At 69.3% G+C, this 18,846-nt stretch carries 12 protein-coding genes and 2 tRNA genes; 8 read left to right on the top strand and 6 right to left on the bottom strand.

Annotated features, from left to right (window positions below):
• Positions 1 to 8 precede the first annotated feature (8 nt).
• From BM272_RS02420 to BM272_RS02440, 5 genes are all read left to right on the top strand, one after another.
• On the top strand, positions 9 to 1,124 hold the full coding sequence (locus BM272_RS02420; RefSeq protein WP_093427144.1) for an ABC transporter ATP-binding protein: 1,116 nt from the start codon (positions 9 to 11) through the stop codon (positions 1,122 to 1,124).
• Positions 1,125 to 1,162: 38 nt separating this feature from the next.
• Positions 1,163 to 1,564: a hypothetical protein gene (locus BM272_RS13500; protein WP_143613123.1), complete on the top strand. Its 402-nt coding sequence runs from the start codon at positions 1,163 to 1,165 to the stop codon at positions 1,562 to 1,564.
• Positions 1,565 to 1,629: 65 nt separating this feature from the next.
• Positions 1,630 to 2,877 (top strand): TolC family protein, encoded by a 1,248-nt coding sequence (locus BM272_RS02430; protein ID WP_093427146.1) that lies wholly within the window; start codon positions 1,630 to 1,632, stop codon positions 2,875 to 2,877.
• Positions 2,874 to 4,388 carry an efflux RND transporter periplasmic adaptor subunit gene (locus tag BM272_RS02435; RefSeq protein WP_093427147.1) on the top strand — a complete coding sequence of 505 codons (1,515 nt, stop codon included), beginning with the start codon at positions 2,874 to 2,876 and terminating at the stop codon, positions 4,386 to 4,388. The genes BM272_RS02430 and BM272_RS02435 overlap by 4 nt, the downstream gene beginning before the upstream one ends.
• 8 nt (positions 4,389 to 4,396) lie before the next feature.
• Positions 4,397 to 7,465 (top strand): efflux RND transporter permease subunit, encoded by a 3,069-nt coding sequence (locus BM272_RS02440; protein WP_093427148.1) that lies wholly within the window; start codon positions 4,397 to 4,399, stop codon positions 7,463 to 7,465.
• 55 nt (positions 7,466 to 7,520) lie between these two features.
• Here the strand turns inward: BM272_RS02440 and BM272_RS02445 are convergent.
• The 6 genes from BM272_RS02445 to BM272_RS02470 all read right to left on the bottom strand — a co-directional run bounded on the left by BM272_RS02445 (position 7,521) and on the right by BM272_RS02470 (position 11,642).
• A tRNA-Cys gene (locus BM272_RS02445) sits at positions 7,521 to 7,595 on the bottom strand.
• Positions 7,596 to 7,710: 115 nt separating this feature from the next.
• Positions 7,711 to 7,786, bottom strand: a tRNA-Gly gene (locus BM272_RS02450).
• Positions 7,787 to 7,825: 39 nt separating this feature from the next.
• Positions 7,826 to 8,404, bottom strand: a complete 579-nt coding sequence (gene pgsA / locus BM272_RS02455; protein ID WP_093427149.1) for a CDP-diacylglycerol--glycerol-3-phosphate 3-phosphatidyltransferase — start codon at positions 8,402 to 8,404, stop codon at positions 7,826 to 7,828.
• Between the two features lie 3 nt (positions 8,405 to 8,407).
• On the bottom strand, positions 8,408 to 10,267 hold the full coding sequence (gene uvrC, locus BM272_RS02460; protein ID WP_093427150.1) for an excinuclease ABC subunit UvrC: 1,860 nt from the start codon (positions 10,265 to 10,267) through the stop codon (positions 8,408 to 8,410).
• Positions 10,264 to 10,902 (bottom strand): uracil-DNA glycosylase, encoded by a 639-nt coding sequence (locus tag BM272_RS02465; RefSeq protein ID WP_093427151.1) that lies wholly within the window; start codon positions 10,900 to 10,902, stop codon positions 10,264 to 10,266. Before BM272_RS02465 ends, uvrC begins: the two co-directional genes overlap by 4 nt.
• A complete protein-coding gene (locus tag BM272_RS02470; RefSeq protein WP_240307983.1) occupies positions 10,902 to 11,642 on the bottom strand; it encodes a response regulator in 741 nt (246 codons plus the stop codon). The genes BM272_RS02465 and BM272_RS02470 overlap by 1 nt, the downstream gene beginning before the upstream one ends.
• Positions 11,643 to 11,810: 168 nt before the next feature.
• Between BM272_RS02470 and BM272_RS02475 the strand changes: the two genes are divergently transcribed.
• The 3 genes from BM272_RS02475 to BM272_RS02485 all read left to right on the top strand — a co-directional run bounded on the left by BM272_RS02475 (position 11,811) and on the right by BM272_RS02485 (position 18,824).
• The gene (locus BM272_RS02475) at positions 11,811 to 12,329 is read left to right on the top strand and encodes a hypothetical protein (RefSeq protein WP_205407727.1); all 519 of its coding nucleotides are present in this window, start codon (positions 11,811 to 11,813) and stop codon (positions 12,327 to 12,329) included.
• A 244-nt stretch (positions 12,330 to 12,573) separates the two neighbouring features.
• On the top strand, positions 12,574 to 17,910 hold the full coding sequence (locus tag BM272_RS02480) for a PAS domain S-box protein (protein WP_159433000.1): 5,337 nt from the start codon (positions 12,574 to 12,576) through the stop codon (positions 17,908 to 17,910).
• Complete coding sequence (locus tag BM272_RS02485) at positions 17,907 to 18,824, top strand: diguanylate cyclase (RefSeq protein ID WP_093427153.1); 918 nt, start codon at positions 17,907 to 17,909, stop codon at positions 18,822 to 18,824. Before BM272_RS02480 ends, BM272_RS02485 begins: the two co-directional genes overlap by 4 nt.
• The last annotated feature ends 22 nt before the right edge of the window (positions 18,825 to 18,846 follow it).

An 18,846-nucleotide genomic window follows, 5' to 3' on the forward strand; every position in this document is an offset into this window, starting at 1 on the left:
GGACATCCATGCTGGAGATCGACGGACTCAACGTAACCTACGGCGACGAGATCGCGGTGCAGGATGTCAGCCTGCGCGTGGACGAGGGGGAGATCGTCACCCTCCTCGGCCCCACCGGTTGCGGCAAGACCACCACCCTGCGCGTGGTCGCCGGCCTGGTCCGCCCCTCCAGCGGCACGGTCCGCATCAGCGGCCAGACGGTGAACTCGGATACCGCCTTCGTGCCACCGGAGCAGCGCCGAACCGGCCTCGTCTTCCAGGACTTCGCCCTCTTCCCCCACCTGACGGTGGCCGAGAACGTCGGCTTCCGCCTGGGCCGCGGGGCGGGCGTCGACCACTGGCTGGACTGGCTCGGCCTGGGTGACCAGCGGGACGCCTACCCGGAGGAGCTCTCCGGTGGGCAGAAGCAGCGCGTAGCCCTGGCCCGCTGCCTGGCCCACCACCCCGAGATGGTGCTGCTGGACGAGCCCCTGTCCAACCTGGATGCGGCCCTGAAGGACAGCCTGCGCTGGGAGATCCGGGCCGCCCTGAAGGAGGCCGGGGTGCCGGCCATCTGGGTGACCCACGACCAGGCCGAGGCCCTCTCCATCGGCGACCGGGTGGGCGTCATGCGCCACGGTCGGCTGGAGCAGATCGCCGAGCCGGAGACCTGCTTCCGCGACCCGGCCAGCCGCTTCGTGGCGGAATTCCTGGGCGAGGCCTCCTTCCTCCCGGGCCGCACCCGGGAGGGCTCCGTGGCCACCCCCATCGGCCCGGCCACCGGCCACGGCGCCGAGGGCGCGGTGGAGGCACTGGTGCGACCGGACGACCTGGACCTGCGGGCCGACGAACCCGGCAACGGCGTGGTGGCCTGGTCGCGCTACGAGGGGGCCACGCGACTGTTCGCCGTGGACCTGGCCGGCGGAAGCCGGGTCCGGGTGCGGACCAATCACGAGGTCCACCACGAACCCGGGGATCGGGTGACGGTCACCATCACCGCCAACCACGGCCTCGCCCTCTTCCCTGCCGACCACGACGTCGAGGAGCTGGACTGGGGCGAGACGGCCGCGGAACCGACCCCCGAGACCCACGACGGCATGCCGGAGGACGTGGTCGCCACCGGCCACATCGGCTCCGGTGGCTAGGGTTGTCGGGACCACGTCCCCCGGCGTACCGTAACCGGATGGACCCGCTCCGCCGCTCCTCCACCCTGCGCCTGCTGCTACTGGCCTGGCTCGTGCTCGCCATGGCGAGCCTGCAGGGCGTGAGCCTGCACAAGCACGTGGACCACCACGGGCACCACCACGAACACCCGGCTGGACTCCATCTCGCCCAGGCCCCCGACCATCCGCCCCACCACGAGGCGACCGAGGAGGTCGAGATCACGGGCCTGGCACTGCCGGTCTCGCAGGCCAGCACGAAGGCCGTTGACCTGCCGAGTGACGCGGATCCCCAGGCGCTCGCGACTCGGGGGCCCACCCTGGTACGACACCCCGACCGGGCCGGCGACCCCTTCCCGGCGGGATCCCCCTTACCGCGCGAGCCCGACCGGCGAGTATCACTACCGCGCGGCCCGCCCGCCTGACCCCATCCCGCCGTGGAGTCGGCCCCGCGCCGACCGGACCACCACCTTGATGGGGAATCATTCCCGTGCAGAACCGAATCCTGTGGGGGATTGCGCTGCTGTGCGCGATCCTCGCCGGGCCGGCCACCGCCGAGCCGCCGGGGTCGTGGACCCTGGAACAGGCGATCCGGCAAGGGCTGGCCGTCAGCCCGGAAAGAGAGGTCGCCCGACAGCGGATCGAGGCCCGTCGCGGCCAGAGCGATCAGGCAGGCCGCTGGGCCAATCCTGAACTCAGCCTGCGGGCCTCCGATGAACTGGGCCGCCAGGACGGCACGGGCGGCTACAGCCTCAAGGAGCTGGAGATCGCCCAGTCCCTGCCCCTGTGGGGCAGCCTCGGCCATCGCCGGGCCGCGGCCCGGGCCGGTGTGGAGGCTGCCCGGCTCGACGCCACGGCCCACCGACTCCGCCTGGAGGGCCGGATCGCCAGCGCCTTCCACGGCTGGCAACTGGCCGCGGCCCGCCACCGCCTGACCCGGGAGCGACGGGAGGTCGCCCGGCGACTGGCGGAGGTCGCCAGCCTGCGGGAAGAGGCCGGCGACCTCGCCGAACGCGAGCGGCTGCGGATCCAGGTAGTCCGGTCGGAGGCCCAACGGCGTCACCACCACGCGAAGGGCAACCTCACCGAGGCGCGCACGACCCTGGCCGGCCTGCTGGCCATCTCCCCGGAGTCACTGGGCCGCCCCCCCGAACTGCGGGCCCCACCCGAGCCGGGCAAAGCCCTGCCCCCGCCGACCAACCATCCCGCCCTGCAGGCCCTTCAGGCGCGGATCACCTCGGCGCGGGAGCAGACCGAGGCCACCCGGGCCGATGGATGGCCGGATGTCGGGCTCCAGCTTTTCAGCGAGAGCAACCTCTACGACGGCCAGCGGGAGAACAGCCTCGGCCTGGGCCTGATGCTGGAACTCCCGCTGTGGGATCGCAATCAGGGCGCCATTCAGCGCGCCCGGGCCGAGGAACGGATCCCCGTCGAGGAGGCCCGCGCCCTGCGCCGGGATCTGCACACCCGGATCCACGTGAGCCACCGGCACCTGGAGCATCTCCTCGAGGAACTCGACCGCCATCGCACCGAGCTGCTGGAGCCGGCCCGGCGCATTCTCGAGATGACCGAGCGCGGTTACCGCGCGGGCGAGGCCTCCCTGCTGGAATGGCTGGAGGCCGAGAACACCTGGTACAGCGCCCGGGAACGCGAACAGACCATCCTCGCCCGCGCCTGGAAGGAATGGCGCCAGTGGCGAATCAGCACGGGGCGCGGCCTCGTGGAGGAGACCCCATGATCCCGACTCCCAGGACCCACCGACTGATTGCCGCGCTGCCCGGTCTGTTGCTGCTGGCCCTTCTGCTCTCCCCCGGCCAGGCGGCCGCCTGGACCCTCACCCACTGGGACGAGGACCGGGAGTGGTTCGTCGAGGCGCAGGATGCCGCCGGAGAGGCCGTCCCCGGCCTGGCCGCCGGAGCGGACGTCACCTTCCTGGTCCACGCCACCGAACTCGCCGGGTCATCACCCATCGCGGACGGGCGCATCACCCTGGAACTGCGCGACCTCACCGGCGCGCTGGTCGCACAGGGTGAGGCCAGGGCCGACCGGCCGGGGATCTTTCCGGTCTCCGTGGACCTGCCGGGCCCCGGCCACTACCACCTTACCGGCCGGCACCACACCAGCGAGGGTACGCAGAGCAGCCTGCTCGGGAGCATCGAGGTCCTCGCCGAGCTCCCCGAGGGCGCCACGGCCGGGGAATCCGGCACCCTCCCCAAGGAGACCCAGTGGCGGATGGACTTTGCCACCGAGGTCATCGAGCGCCGGCCCTTCGCCGAGCGCATCGAGGTCCCCGGGACGATCCGCTCGGTCCCCGGGGCCCGCTTCCACCTGACGGCCCCCGCGGCGGGGGTGGTCCACGGGGTCGACGGCTGGCCGCGACCCGGGCGCGAACTGGCGGCCGGGGACGCCCTGCTGGAACTCGGGCTGCTGCCGGACAGCGGCACGGCCAGCGGCCTCGCACTGACCATCACCCGGGCCCGGGAGCGCCTCACCGAGGCCCGGGCCACCCTGGATCGCCTCTCCGCCCTGGCCGAACAGGGGGTCGTCGCCGAGAGCCGGGTCCTGGAGGCCCGCCGGGACCGCAACACGGCCCGGGCGGAATGGCGGGATGCCCGTGAGCGTCGCGACCGCATCGCCGGGGGTAGTGGGGACGAGGGTCGCATCGCCCTGCGCGTCGCCAACGGGGGGCGCCTGGAATCCATCGATGTGACCCCGGGCGAGGCGGTGCAGGCCGGCCAGCGCCTGGCCACCCTCCTGGATCCGGCCCGCCAGTGGCTGATCGCCGAGCTCTACCCCGCCGATCTCGACCGTGCTACCGAACTGCGGGATCCGGCGGTGCGCCGACCCGGTGCCCGCGAATGGCGGTCGCTGAGCGGCGAACCCGTCTGGCAGGCGGCCGCCTTCCGCGAGCCGGGCGGGACCCTCCCCGTCGCCTTCGCACTGGAGGGGGACGAGGGGTACCGCCCCGGCATGCCGGTGACCGTCGCCCTTACCGCCGGTCCCGGGGAATCGCGACTAACCCTCCCCGAGCGGGCGCTCATCGACGACAACGGCGTCGCCGTGGTCATGGTCCAGACCGGGGGGGAGCGGTTCGAGCGCCGCCCGGTCCGCACCGGGATCCGGGCTGCCGGTCGGGTCGCCATCGAGAGCGGGCTGAAACCGGGGGATCGCGTGGTCACCGACGGCGCCTGGGCGACCCTCCTCGCCGGCCGGGATAACGACAATGCCGGCCACGGCCACAGCCACTAGGGGGCCCGATGCTCGACCGACTCATCCAGTGGTCCCTGACCAATCGCCTGCTGGTCGTCGCGGGGGCGCTGGTCGTCCTCGCGCTGGGCGTCTGGCAGGCCCAACGCGCCCCGATCGACATCTTCCCGGATCTCACCGCCCCCACGGTCACCGTGATGACCGAGGCGCCCGGCCTCGCCGCCGAGGAGGTGGAACAGCAGGTCTCCTACCCCATCGAGACGGCGACCATGGGGGCCGCCGGCGTGCGCCGGGTCCGGTCCCAGTCCGTCGCCGGCTTCTCCATGGTCTGGGTGGAATTCGAGTGGGGCGAGCCCATCTACCGCACCCGCCAGATCGTCAGCGAGCGCCTCGGTCGGGTGCGGGACCAGCTCCCGGCGGGCGTCGCCTCCCCGGAGCTGGGGCCCATCACCTCCATCATGGGGGAGATCGCCTACCTCGGCGTCCGGGACACGGCCCGGGAGGATGCCATGCGCGCCCGGGAGATCGCGGACTGGGTCATCGCACGTCAGCTGGAGGCGATCCCCGGGATCTCCCAGGTCACCACGCTGGGCGGGAGCGTGCGCCAGTACCAGGTCCAGGTCCTGCCGGAACAGCTCGCCGCCCATGACCTCAACCTGACCGAGGTCCGCCAGGCCCTGGCCGACTCCAGCCTCAATGCCGGCGGCAACCGGTTGAGCGCCGCCGGCCAGGACTACCTGATCCGCTTCATGGGCCGCGCCCAGAGCCTGGAGGAGCTGGAGAAGGCCGTGGTCGCGGTCCGCGACGGCACGCCCATCCGCGTGCGCCACGTCGCCGAGGTCCGGATGGGTGCGGGCATCCCGGTGGGCAATGCCGGCGTGAACGGGAAGCCGGGGGTGGTCCTCGCCGTCTCCAAGCAGCCCGGCGCGGATACCCTGGCTCTCACCGAGACCATCAACGAGACCCTGGCCGAACTGGAGCCAGGGCTGCCGGAGGGTATCGTCGTCGAACCGAACCTGTTCCGGCAGGCCGAGTTCATCCAGACCGCGGTGAACAACGTCGTCGAGGCGCTGCGGGATGGCGCCCTGTTCGTGGTGGTGATCCTGCTGCTCTTCCTCCTGAGCATCCGGATCACGGCCATCGCCGTGCTGGCGATCCCGCTCTCCCTGACCGTCGCCCTGCTGGTTCTCCAGGCGCTGGGGATCACCGTGAACACCATGACCCTGGGGGGCATGACCATCGCCATCGGCGCCCTGGTGGACGATGCCATCATCTTCGTGGAGAACATCGTCCGCCGATTGCGCGAGGCCCCCGAGGGGGCCGATGTCGACACGACCATCCACCGGGCGTGCTCGGAGATGCGCCACCCCGTGGTCTACTCCACGGTCATCATCATGCTGGTCTTCGCCCCGCTGTTCTTCCTGGGGGGCGTGGAGGGCCGCCTGCTGAAGCCCCTGGGGCTCGCCTACCTGGTCGCCATCGCCGCCTCGCTCATGGTGGCGCTCACGGTAACCCCGGTCCTGGCACGCTGGCTCCTGCCGGCCGTCGCCCGCAAGGACGAGGGCCGGGAGCCTCCGGTCGCCGCGGCACTGCAGCGGGCCTACCGCCCCCTGCTCCACGCGGCCCTGCGCTGGCGCGGCGCCGTCATCACCCTCTCCGCGGCGCTGGCCCTGGCCACGGTAGCGGCCACACTACTGCTGGGGCGCTCCTTCCTGCCGGCCTTCAACGAGGGGAGCCTGACCATCGCCATGAATACCCCGGCCGGGACCAGCCTGGAGCGCTCGGCCCGCATGGCCAGCCGGGTGGAGGAGTGGCTCATGGACCAGGAGGAGGTCCTCACCGTGGCACGGCGAACCGGGCGGGCCGAGGGGGCGGAGCACACCCAGCTGCCCAATCAGAGCGAACTGGACGTCCGGCTGGGACCACTCCCCCAGGGCAAGGCCGCCTTCCTGGAGGAGCTACGGGACGGCCTGGCCGCCTTCCCCGGGCAGTTCAACATCGGCCAGCCCATCTCCCACCGCATCGACCACATGCTCAGCGGTGTCCGGGCCAACCTCGCGGTGAAGGTCTTCGGGCCCGGCCTGGGCGAGATCCAGCGCCTGGTTGGCGAAGTCGAGACCACCCTTCAGGGAGTGGAAGGGCTGGTGGATATCTCGGTGGAACCGGTCTCCGACGTCCCCCAGATCCGCCTGCACGCCGACCGCACCGCCCTGGCCCGGTACGGCCTCACCGTGGCCGATGCCGCCGCCGCCGTGCGCACCGCCTGGCGCGGGGCCCATGTGGCCGAGATCTTCGAGGGCGAACGGCGTTTCGACCTGGTGGTCCGCCTGCCGGATCGCCTTCGCACCCGGGATGGCCTGGGCGATATCCCCCTCCAGACGCCCACTGGCCACACCATCCGCCTGAGCGAGGTCGCCCGCCCCCAGGTGGAATACGGCCCGGCCCGGATCAATCGCGAGGATGCGGAGCGCCGGCTGGTGGTCAGCGCCAATGTGGCCGGACGCGACCTGCGAAGTGCCGTGGATGCGGTCCGTACGGCCATCGAGGACGAGGTAGCCCTGCCTACCGGCTACCGCGTGGAACTGGGTGGCCAGTTCGAGGCGGAGGCCCAGGCGGCCCGGACCCTCGCCACGGTCTCCGCGGGCGTGGCCGTTGCCATGCTGCTCGTCCTGCAGCTGGTCCTGCGCTCGCTGCCGCTGGTCCTCCTGGTCATGGCCAACATCCCCCTCGCCCTCATTGGTGGCGTGCTGGCCGTCTTCGCCATGGGGGGGACACTGACCATCGCGGCCCTGGTAGGCTTCATCACCCTGTTCGGGATCGCCATTCGCAACGGCCTGCTGCTCATCAGCCGCTATCAGGACCTGGAGGCGGACCGGGTGCCGCTGGACGAGGCCGTGGAACGCGGCGCCATGGAGCGACTGGCCCCCATCCTGATGACGGCTCTCACCGCCGCCCTCGCCCTCATCCCCCTGGCCATGGGGCTGGGCGAGACCGGCACCGAGATCCAGGCCCCCATGGCCATCGTCGTCCTCGGCGGTCTCCTGGGCTCGACGGCGCTGAACATGGTGGTGTTGCCGGCCCTCTACCACTGGGTCCGGGAGCGGCGAAGGGATCGTTAAGGCATCGGAACGGAAAAGGCCCGCACCGGCGAACCGATGCGGGCCTTTTCGTATCTGGAGGCTGGGGCCGGATTCGAACCGACGTTGCACGGCTTTGCAGGCCGCCGCATAGCCACTCTGCCACCCAGCCAGTGAGCGGAATTATAACCCGGGACCGCCGGCCCGGGCGAGCCCCCGGCGCACAAAGACGCATCAAAAAGCGGGGGACACAAAAAAACCCCGGCCGAAACCGAGGTTTTGATATTTGGAGCGGGAAACGAGACTCGAACTCGCGACCCCAACCTTGGCAAGGTTGTGCTCTACCAACTGAGCTATTCCCGCCTAATTCGGCTGCGCATTCTACCGTGTTACGCGGAGACGTCAACCCCCTTCGTTGCGCACGAAGATGGGCCATGCGGCGCGCAGGTAGACGATCATGGACCAGAGGGTCAGACCCGCCGCGACGTAGAGCAGCCAGAAGCCCAGGTGGAGGCTGGGCAGCCCCCAGAGGGGATCCTCGAACAGCAGCAGGAGGATGGCGACCATCTGCGTCCCCGTCTTCAGCTTGCCCATCCAGGAGACGGCCACGCTGGCCCGCTCACCGATCTCCGCCATCCACTCCCGCAGGGCGGAGATGGCGATCTCCCGGCCGATGATCACCACCGCCGCAATGCCCACCAGGATCCCGGGATAGGGGGTGGGATTGGCCTCCACCAGCAGGACCAGGGCGGCCGCGACCATGAGCTTGTCCGCCACCGGGTCCAGGAAGGCGCCGAAGGCGGAACTCTGCCCCCAGCGCCGCGCCAGGAAGCCGTCCAGCCAGTCGGTAATCGCCGCCGCCGCGAAGAGGATGGTCGCCGCCTGGCTGGACCACGACACCGGCAGGTAGAAGGCGATAATGAACAGCGGGATGGCGCCGATCCGCAGCAGGGTCAGGATATTGGGGAGGTTCCATCTCATGCGTCAGCCACCCGGGTGGAAGGTATCAAAGATCCGCTGGGCGAGCTCGCTGCTGATCCCCGGCACGCGGGCCAGCTCCTCGACCCCGGCCCGGGTGACACCCTGGAGGCCGCCCAGCTGTTGCAGCAGGGCCTGGCGCTTGCGCGGCCCGACCCCGGGGATGTCCTCCAGCGAGGAGGTGTTCCGGCTCTTCGCCCGGCGCTGGCGATGGCCGCCGATGGCGAAGCGGTGGGCCTCGCCGTCGATCTGCTGGATGAGATGCAGGCCCGGCGAGTCCGGCGGCAGTATAAGACCGGCCTCCCGACCCGACAAGAACAGCGTCTCCTCCCCCGCCTTGCGCTCCGGACCCTTGGCGATGCCGATGACGGGGATCCCGGTGATCTGCAGTTCCTCCAGGACGCCCTCCGCCACGTTGACCTGGCCGCGGCCGCCGTCGATGAGGATGGTGTCGGGCAGCTCGCCCTCCCCCTGCTTCATCTTGGTGTAGCGCCGGGTCAGCACCTCGCGCAGGGCGCCGTAGTCGTCGCCGGGCTCCACGTCCCGGATATTGTAGCGCCGGTAGGCATCCTTCACCGGGCCGCTGTGGTCGAAGACCACGCAGGCCCCCACCGGCGCCTCGCCGCGGGTATGGCTGATATCGAAGCCCTCGATGCGCCGGGGGAGATCGGGCAGATCCAGCCCCTCCTGCAGGGACTGGAAGCGCTCCAGGAGGTTGGTCCGGGCGGCCAGGCGGCTCTCCAGGGCGGTGCGGGCATTGGTCCCGGCCAGCTCCACCCAGCGGGCCCGCTCCCCGCGCACCCGGGTGGCCAGCCGCACCCGGCGCCCGGCCTGCTCCGAGATGGCCTCCTCCAGCAGCTCGCGCTCCGGCGGCTCCTCGGCCAGCAGGATCTCCGGCGGGATGGCCTGGGCCCCCTCGGCGTGGTCCAGGTAGTGCTGGGCCAGGAAGGCCTCCAGCACCTCGCCGGGTTCGGCGCCGTCGCTGTGCTGGGGGAACCAGGTGCGGTTGCCCAGGTTGTTCCCGCCGCGGATGACGAAGACCTGGATGCAGGCCATGCCGCCCTCGGCGGCCACCGCCACCACGTCGTGGTCCCCGCCCTCGCCGCTGATGGACTGGCGCTGCTGGAGCTTGCGCAGCTGAGCGATCTGGTCGCGATAACGCGCCGCCGCCTCGAACTCGAGGTTGGTCGAGGCCTTCTCCATGCGGCTGACGAGATCGTCGATGACGGCGTTGCTCTTGCCCTCCAGGAACATCACCGCGTGCTCGACGTCCTCGGCGTAGCGCTCCTCGTCCACGTAGCCGACGCAGGGCGCGGTGCAGCGCTGGATCTGGTACTGCAGGCAGGGGCGGCTGCGGTTGTTGAAGAAGGTGTCCTCGCACTGGCGCACGGGGAAGAGCTTCTGCAGCAGCGAGAGCGTCTCGCGTACGGCGGTGGCCGAGGGATAGGGCCCGAAGTAACGCCCCTTGGCCCGGCGCGCCCCGCGATGGAAGGCCAGCCGCGGGAAGCGCTGCTGGCTGGAGAGATAGATATAGGGGTAGCTCTTGTCGTCGCGCAGGAGGACGTTGTAGCGCGGCCGGTAGCGCTTGATGAGGTTGTTCTCGAGGATCAGCGCCTCGGCCTCGCTGCCGGTGACCGTCACCTCGACGTTGGCGATGTGGGAGACCATCGCCCGGGTCTTGGGGCTGTCCACCTTGCGGCGGAAGTAGCTGGAGAGCCGCCGCTTGAGGTTGCGCGCCTTGCCGACGTAGATGACCTCGCCGGCGGCGTTCTCCATGCGGTAGACGCCCGGACGCTCGGTCACGCGCTCCAGGAAGGCGCGGGCATCGAAGCCCCCGGCCTCCCCCTGCGGCTCTTCCTCACTCATGTGGCTGGCAGTCGTTCGCGGATGGACTCGAAGACGGCATCGAACATCGCCGGGGTGAGCCGGCGCGTCTGGGTGTTGTAGCGGCTGCAGTGGTAGGAGTCCACTACCGCCGGTCCGCCCTCTGGCTCATGCCAGCGTCCGTGGGCGAAGGGGTAGTCCTTCTGCCGGCCGCCCAGGGCGGCGATGGTCGTCTCGTGCGCCACTCGGCCCAGGGCCAGGACCACGGCCCCGGGCCGCAGGCCGGCCAGCTCCGCCGACAGGAAGGGGCGGCAGGTGCGCACCTCGGCGCCGGTGGGCTTGTTGGCCGGCGGCAGGCACTTCACGGCATTGGTGATCCGGCAGTCGTGGAGCTGGAGGCCGTCGTCCGCCGACCGCGATTCCGGCGCCGAGCCGAAACCGAAGCGGTAGAGGGTGTCGTAGAGCATGATCCCGGCGTGGTCCCCGGTGAAGGGGCGGCCGGTGGCGTTGGCCCCGTGCAGCCCCGGCGCCAGCCCCACCACCAGCAGGCCCGGGTCCTCCGCCCCGAAGGGGGCCACGGGACGGCAGTGGTAATCGGGGTGCTCGGCCGCCACGGCATCCAGATGGGCGGCCAGCCGCGGGCAGGCGCGGCAATCGAGGTCGAAGATCGCGCTCATCAGCTGCCGGCGGCACCCTCCGCCGTACCCGGGGGCTGCTCGCCCACGCCGTGCTCCATCGCCAGCCGGGTCAGGGCGCTGTCGGAGCCCACGCCGAGCTTGGAGAAGATCCGGTGGCGATAGGTGGAGATGGTCTTGGCGGAGAGGTGCATGTCCTCGGCAATCTGCCCTACTCGCTGCCCGGCCAGCATCATCAGGGCGACCTGCATCTCCCGCTGGGAAAGCCGGTCGAAAGGATTGCACGCCCCGCCCGGCAGCATGTTCAGCGCCAGGTGGCGCGCCACGTCGGCATCCAGGTAGCGCTCGCCGCGGTCCACGGCCTCCAGCGCATCCAGGATGGTCTCCGTGGTGCAGCCCTTGGTGAGATAGGCGCTGGCCCCGGCTTCCAGCATCCGGCCGGGGAGCGGGCCCTCCCCGTAGACGGAGATGACCACGATCCGGATCCCGGGCATCAGGGCGTGCAGCCGCCGGGTGGCCTCCAGCCCGCCGATGCCGGGCATGTTCACGTCCAGCAGGACGGCATCCGGCGCATGCTGGCGCGCGAGCTCCACCACCTCCTCGCCACAGGCCGCCTCGGCCACGACTTCCACCTGCCCGGAATCCTCCAGTAGCCGGCGGATCCCCTCCCGCACCAACTCGTGGTCGTCGGCGAGAATGACCTTGAAGGTGCGCAGAACGTGATACATATCCGCCGCGACTCGCTCTTCTCTCTCTTCCTCGTGTTCGCCTTCCTGGCGCATCGCCCCTCCTGGCGTTGTCGGCCTCTCCCTGGCTCCACGACCGTGGCCCGAAATATGACAGATCGCTCATGTTCTGAGAAGTGGGGCTGGCCACGGCCGCTGTTTCGGCTACCCTGAACGCGGCAACCTGAAACGGCGCCGGGCACCGTCACAGAGCGAGGAGCAGCCATGACCGCCACAGCTACGGAGACCGCCATCGAGACCCTGACCCTGCCGCCCGACGGCCCCTTTCCGAACAATCCGGCTCTGCCAGTCATCCTCCACCGCGAGGCCTTCACCGATCCCGACCCGGCCACCATCGAGGCCACCTTCGCCGCCCACGGCTGGCCCCCGGCCTGGCGCTGGGGCGTCTTCGACTGGCACCACTTCCACGCCAGCGCCCACGAGGCCCTGGGCTGCTACAAGGGGAGCGCCACCCTCCAGCTGGGTGGCCCCAATGGCCCCTTGGTGGACGTCGCCGCGGCTGATACCGTGGTTCTACCTGCCGGTACTGCCCACCGGGCGGTGGCCACCCGTGACGGATTCCGCTGTGTCGGTGCCTACCCCGAGGGCCAGGAGCCGGATGTCCAGCGTGGGGATGGCGATGCCTTCGAAGCGCTGGAATACCGTATCCACCACGTTCCGCTTCCTGCCCAGGACCCCGTACACGGATCCGCCGGAAGCCTGACGGGGCATCATCCCGACTGATAACCCAATCGCCACGGCAGCGATAGGAACCTTTTGCCCCCTCGTTCCGCGACTGCCGGTGCTGGCAACCACTCGCGGTTAGTACCAGTGGAAATAGGTCACCCAAGGCGGGGCTGTCCCGAAGTCCGCCATCGTCTTAATGAGTGACCGATGGGTGCTAATCCTATTACGCTAACTACCCTGAATGGAGCATCCGTTCTCCCGACGGCGTACTCCAGCCGCAGCATCCGCTCCCGAGGGGCCTATGTTCTTCCCGGAAATCCGCACCATCGCTACCACCGACGTGGTCACCGTGCCGCCCACGGCGACCATCGCAGACGCCGTACGGACCATGAAGGACCACGATATCCGCGACGTCGTGGTACGAGATACCGAGGGCTACCGCCTCTTCCTCTCCTCGACGCTGCTGGAGCTGGAATCCCGGGGACTGGATTTTCGGACCCCACTGGAGCAACTCGACCTCCCGCGGCCGGCGACCCTCCCACCGGATGCCTCTGTCCTGGATGGACTCAAGGCGATCCGCAACCGCAGCGACCACATCTGCCTGGTCGGTCCCGCCGACGAACTGAGCGGGATCCTCAGCTACAGCGACCTCGCGGGCAGCCTCGACCCGCGGACCCTCGCCCAGACCCAGAGTCTCGGCGAGCTGTTGCGCGGCATTCACGCCCTGGAGCTGGACCCGGCGGAGTCGCTGCACTCGGCCATGACCGGCATGGCGGACCAGGGCCATGACGCCGCCATCATCGTGGAAGACGGGCGCCCGTCCGGGCTTCTGACCCAGCGCGACATCGTCCACCTGCTGGACTCCCGTACCGACCCGGCGACGCCGGTGGGCGACTGCATGACCCGGCCGCCGCAGACGCTCCACGAGCAGGCCAGCATTGCCGAGGCCCTGGAATTCTGCCGAGAGCGGCATATCAAACGCGTGGTGGTGGTCGACGACACGGACCGCCTCACCGGCGTCATCAGCCAGAAGGAGCTGGTCAATCTCTACTACAACCAGTGGTTCACCCTGCTCAAGGACCACCAGGCCGAGCTCGGCCGCCTCAACGAGGAGCTGCAGGAGAAGAACCGCGCGCTGGAGTCCCTGACCGAAGAGGTCCCGGACGGCCTTTTGGCCCTGGATGCCGACGGCACCGTCACGCGGGCCAGCAGGGCCGCCGCGGACATGCTGGATACGGAGCCCGCCCGCCTCATCGGGCTTCCGGTCTTCAACCTCTTCCGGTGCGCCGACCAGTCAGCCGAAGCGGGCCGCCAGGACGGCGAATTCACCGAGCAGCCGATCTCTCCGGGCGATTGTCGCGTCCACCAGGCGCTACGCGCCCGTACCCCCTACCGGGGTCGGGAGATGCTGAGCCGGGGCGACGGTCAGCAGCGGGTCGTGGACATCCGGACCAAGCCCCTTGCCGACGACGGCTCCGCCATCCTGCTCTTCCACGACGTCACCGCGGAGGAGCGCGCCGAAGCTGGCCGCCGCCAGGAGCAGGAATTCTTCAGTGGCGGGCCGGTGGTGGTCTTCGTCTGGCGCCCGGAGCCGGGCTGGCCGGTGCACTATGTCTCCCCCAACGTGGAGCAGGTCCTCGGCTACAGCGTGAACGAAGTCATGGCGCCGGACTTCCGCTTCATCGACCTGGTGCACCCGGATGATGTGGAGCGCCTCGGCGATGAGGTCACCGCCGCCCTGGCCCGGGGGGATACCGCCTTCGAGCAGTACTACCGGCTGCAGACCCGCGCCGGCGAATGCCGCTGGTTCTACGACTACACCGCCCCGGAATACGACGAGGCCGGCCGGCCCCGTCTGATCCGCGGCTACATCCTCGATCGCACCGAGGAGCGCCAGGCCCGGGAGCGGCTGGCGGAGAACGAGGAGCGTTGGCGCTTCGTGCTGGAGGCCACCGATCAGGGCGTCTGGGACTGGGATGCCACCACCGATTCGGTCTATTTCTCCCCGCAGTGGAAGCGCATGCTCGGGCTCGAGGAGCACGAGGTCGGCAACGACCTCGACGAATGGAAGAGCCGGGTCCATCCGGACGACCTGGACAACGTCCTGGCCGACCTGGAGCGCCACTTCCGCGGGGAGACCGACACCTACGAGAATGAACACCGGGTGCGCTGCAAGGACGGCAGCTACAAGTGGATCCTCGACCGCGGCCGGGTCATCAAGCGCGATGGGGACGGGCAGCCGCTGCGCGTCATCGGCAGCCACACCGACATGACCGAGCGCCATGCGCTGGTCGAGAGCCTGGAAGAGCAGCAGAACCGCTTCCGCACCCTTTTCGAACTCTATCCGGATGCAACGCTCATCATCGACCCGGAGAGCGGGCTGCCGGTGCAGTTCAACCGGCTGGCCCACGAACAGCTGGGGTACACCGCCGGGGAATTCGCCGAGCTGCGCATCCCCGATTACGAGGCCCAGGAGACACCGGAGGAGATAGCCGACCACATCCGGACGATCTTCAAGTTCGGCCGGGACGACTTCGAGACCCGGCACCGCTGCAAGGATGGCAGCATCATCGATGTGCGGGTCTCGGTGATCCTGCTCCACCTGGAGGGGCGCACCCTGTTCCTGGCCGTCTTCCGCGACATCACCGAGCAGGAACAGAACCGGCAGCAGCTCGCCGCGGAAGAGGCGAAGTTCCGGGGCCTGTTCGAGCTTTCCCCCGTCGGGATCGCCATGAACGACTTTGCCACCGGCGAATTCCTCGACTTCAACGACGCCGTCAACGAACCCGCCGGCTACACCCGCCAGGAGTTCGCGGCGCTGAGCTACTGGGATGTAACGCCCAGGGAGTACATGCCCCTGGAAATGGCTCAGCTGGAGTCCCTGCAGCGGACCGGGCGCTACGGCCCGTTCGAGAAGGAATACATCCACAAGGATGGCCACCGCTACCCGGTGCTGCTCCACGGCTTCAAGACCACCACGCCGGAGGGGCGGGAGGTCATCTGGTCCCTGATCCAGGACATCTCCGAGCAGAAGGCCACCGAGCAGGCCCTGCGCGAGACCACGGAACGGTTCGGCGGCATCTTCGAGCAGACCAGCAGCGGCGTGGCGGTCTACCGTCCCGTGGATGACGGCGAGGACTTCGTCTTCGTCGACTACAATCCGGCCGCGGAGCAGATGGACCAGACCGAGCGCGACACCGTCCTCGGCCACCGCTTGACGGCGTGCTTCCCCGGCGTCAGGGATATCGGCCTGCTCGCGGCTTTCCAGCGCGTCTACCGCACCGGCGAGCCGGAGCATCTGCCCGTCTCCGAGTACCGGGATAACAACATTGTGGGCTGGCGGGAAAACCGGGTATTCCGACTCTCCTCCGGCGAGGTAGTGGCCGTCTACGACGACCTGACCAAGGTCAAGCAGGCCCAGCAGGAATCCGAGCGGGCGCGGGAGGAAGCCGAGCGGGCCAGCCGCGCCAAGAGCGAGTTCCTGGCCAACATGAGCCACGAGATCCGCACGCCCATGAACGCGGTCATCGGGCTGAGTCAGCTCCTGGAACAGACCGACCTCGGTGAGAAGCAGCGCGACCAGGTCAACAAGATCCACCAGTCGTCGCGGATGCTGCTCGGCATCATCAACGACATCCTCGACTTCTCCAAGATCGAATCGGGCCGGCTGGAACTGGAGGTCCGCGATTTCGAGCTGAACGAGGTCGTCGACCAGATGGCGACCCTGTTCGGCGAGAAGGCCCACAACGACGGGCTGGAGCTGATCTACGACATCCAGCCCGATCTGCCGCGCTCCCTGGTGGGCGATTCCCTGCGGCTCTCTCAGGTCCTGAGCAACCTGCTCAGCAATGCCATCAAGTTCACCGATCAGGGCGGCACCGTGGAACTGGGAGTGCGGGCCGTGGAGCGCCCGGATGCCGAACGGATCACCCTGCGCTTCCACGTCCGCGACACCGGCATCGGCATGAGCCAGGTCCAGCGCGCCCGGCTCTTCCGGCCCTTCAGTCAGGCGGATAGCTCCACCACGCGCCGCTACGGCGGCACCGGTCTGGGTCTGGTCATCAGCCGCCGATTGGTCGAGAAGATGGGCGGCACCCTGGAGGTGGACTCCGCTCCCGGTGAGGGCAGCACCTTCACTTTCACCCTCACACTACCCCTCGGAGAGGATCAGCGAAGTTCGGTTGACTGCCCCGATACCACTGGACATCGCGTATTGATCGTCGATGACCAGGACAGCGCCCGCGAGGTCATTCGCACGCTGCTCGACCACTGCGGGTTTTCCACCGAAGAGGCCACCAGCGGCGAGGCCGCCATCAGGCAGGTGGTGGCAGCGGAGCAGCGCGGCGCGCCCTTCGACTTCATACTGATGGACTGGTGGATGCCCGGCGGCATGGACGGCTCCGAAACCTGCGAGGAGATCGAACGCCTTCGACAGCGCGGTGAACTGGAGGAGACCCGGCCGCCGATCCTGATGGTCAGCGCCTATTCGCAGGACGAGATCGACCTGCCCGACGGTCTGACCATCGACTACATGGCCAAGCCGATCACGGCCTCCTCACTCTACGACGCCCTGGTCCGCGCAGAGGGCGGCACGGTAACCACTCGACCCCCGACATCCGGCGAGGTACCGAACCTCAACGGCCGCCACCTCCTGCTCGTGGAGGACAACGAGGTCAATCAGGAGGTAGCCACCCTCCTGCTCGAGCGTACCGGCGCCCGCGTCGTCACGGCCGAGAATGGCGGCGAGGCGCTCGAGCAGGTACGGTCCGAGGCCCCGGACCTGATCCTGATGGACCTGCAGATGCCGGTCATGGACGGCTTCGAGGCAACCCGGACGCTCCGTGATGAGGGCTTCAACGGTCCCATAATCGCCCTGTCCGCCGCGGTCATGGACGACGATCGGGAGCATGCCCGGGCCGCGGGCGTCGACGACCATCTGGGCAAACCCATCGAAAGCGAGGACCTCTATACCGCCCTGTCGAACCATCTCGCACCCATCGCCACGCACCGGGCCGAGCCCCCTTCCGCCAGGGAGCTCCGCGGCGAGTCAGGAGCAATCGCGGGCCTGCCGGAAGAGTTGCCCGGCTTCGATATCCCGCGCGGCCGCCAGCTACTCGGTGGCGACGACGCCCTCTACGCCCGCCTCCTCAGAAGTTTCCGCGGGAAACTGGCCAGCGATTACGCCCCGCTCCTCGATCACCTCCGCGCCGGTCGAGACGAAGAGGCGCGCCGAATCGCCCATACCCTCAAGGGGGCGGCCGGAACACTGGGTGCCACGACCATCCAGTGGCTGGCCGAGGAGATCGATTCTACCCTGAAGGCTGGCCACCCCGTCACGGAAGACGATATCAGCCGCCTGGAGCAGGCCTTCCAGGAGGCGGACCGGGCCCTGGAGGCGCTGTCGCCATCCGGGACCGCCGGCTCGGCGGGCACACGAGCAGCCGTGGAGACCCTGCGCCAACGCCTGACGAACAGCGAGCTGGTCGAGGAAGAGACCCTCCGCGAGGCCACTGGCTACCTGCGTGGGCGCGGCCTCGAGTGTGACGAACTCGAATCAAAGGTAGAGCAGATGGACTTCGACGAGGCCCTGCAACACCTCGACGAATTGATGGATACCGACGACGACGGCGACACATGAGCGACGAAGAGCAGAAGCAGACCATCCTCGTGGTGGATGACGAGCCGGCCAACATCCAGGCTCTTGGCAACCTGCTCAAGGACGAGTACCGCATCCGGATCGCCAATAGTGGCGAGAAGGCGCTGGCCATGGTCCAGGATGGTGACCAGCCTCCACCCGACCTGATCCTGCTCGACATCCAGATGCCGGGCATCGATGGCTACGAGGTCTGCCGTCGTCTCAAAGCCCAGCCGGAGACCAGCGGAATCGCCATCATCTTCGTTACCGCGCGCGATTCCGCCAGCGACGAGGAATACGGTCTGAACCTGGGCGCAGTGGACTACATCGCCAAACCGTTCAACCAGGCCATCGTCCGCGCTCGCGTGAACACGCACATGAGCCTCAAACGCAAGACCGACCTGCTGGAACGGTACGCCCTTCTCGACGGCCTCACCGGGATCCCCAACCGTCGCCACTTCGACAACCTGTTCGAAAAGGAGGCGCGTCGCTGTCTACGAGAGGGCCAGCCGCTCTCCGTGATCATGATGGACATCGATCACTTCAAGGGCTTCAACGACCACTATGGCCACGGCGCCGGCGACCAGTGCCTCCAGCGGGTCGCCGACGCGCTGAACGGGGCCATGGCCCGCCCCGGTGATGCGCTCTGCCGCTATGGCGGCGAGGAGTTCGTCGCCCTCCTCCCCGGAACCGATGCCGAGGGCGCCCGCGAGGTGGCCGAGCACCTTCGCCAGGCGGTGGAGGGGCTAGCCATCACCCACAAGTATTCCAGTGTAGGACCCGTGGTCACCGTGAGCCTCGGCACGGCCACCCTCGACACGAACCGGGACCCGGAGGCGGACCGGAAATCCCTGCTCAAGAGCGCGGACGAGGCCCTCTACAGCGCCAAGGAGGCCGGCCGGAACCGAGTTGGATGACCGGAGGCCCCGCCTCTCCAGC

This window comes from Thiohalospira halophila DSM 15071 (assembly GCF_900112605.1).
In the GTDB taxonomy this organism is placed as follows: Bacteria; Pseudomonadota; Gammaproteobacteria; order Thiohalospirales; family Thiohalospiraceae; genus Thiohalospira; species Thiohalospira halophila.

Excerpts from the sequence above, each read along its gene's own strand:
- uvrC (WP_093427150.1), bottom strand. The coding sequence starts at position 10,267 with ATGAGTGAGGAAGAGCCGCAGGGGGAGGCCGGGGGCTTCGATGCCCGC.
- pgsA (WP_093427149.1), bottom strand. The coding sequence starts at position 8,404 with ATGAGATGGAACCTCCCCAATATCCTGACCCTGCTGCGGATCGGCGCC.
- BM272_RS02470 (WP_240307983.1), bottom strand. The coding sequence starts at position 11,642 with ATGCGCCAGGAAGGCGAACACGAGGAAGAGAGAGAAGAGCGAGTCGCG.
- BM272_RS02485 (WP_093427153.1), top strand. The coding sequence starts at position 17,907 with ATGAGCGACGAAGAGCAGAAGCAGACCATCCTCGTGGTGGATGACGAG.
- BM272_RS02475 (WP_205407727.1), top strand. The coding sequence starts at position 11,811 with ATGACCGCCACAGCTACGGAGACCGCCATCGAGACCCTGACCCTGCCG.
- BM272_RS02420 (WP_093427144.1), top strand. The coding sequence starts at position 9 with ATGCTGGAGATCGACGGACTCAACGTAACCTACGGCGACGAGATCGCG.
- BM272_RS02480 (WP_159433000.1), top strand. The coding sequence starts at position 12,574 with ATGTTCTTCCCGGAAATCCGCACCATCGCTACCACCGACGTGGTCACC.
- BM272_RS02440 (WP_093427148.1), top strand. The coding sequence starts at position 4,397 with ATGCTCGACCGACTCATCCAGTGGTCCCTGACCAATCGCCTGCTGGTC.
- BM272_RS02465 (WP_093427151.1), bottom strand. The coding sequence starts at position 10,902 with ATGAGCGCGATCTTCGACCTCGATTGCCGCGCCTGCCCGCGGCTGGCC.
- BM272_RS13500 (WP_143613123.1), top strand. The coding sequence starts at position 1,163 with ATGGACCCGCTCCGCCGCTCCTCCACCCTGCGCCTGCTGCTACTGGCC.
- BM272_RS02435 (WP_093427147.1), top strand. The coding sequence starts at position 2,874 with ATGATCCCGACTCCCAGGACCCACCGACTGATTGCCGCGCTGCCCGGT.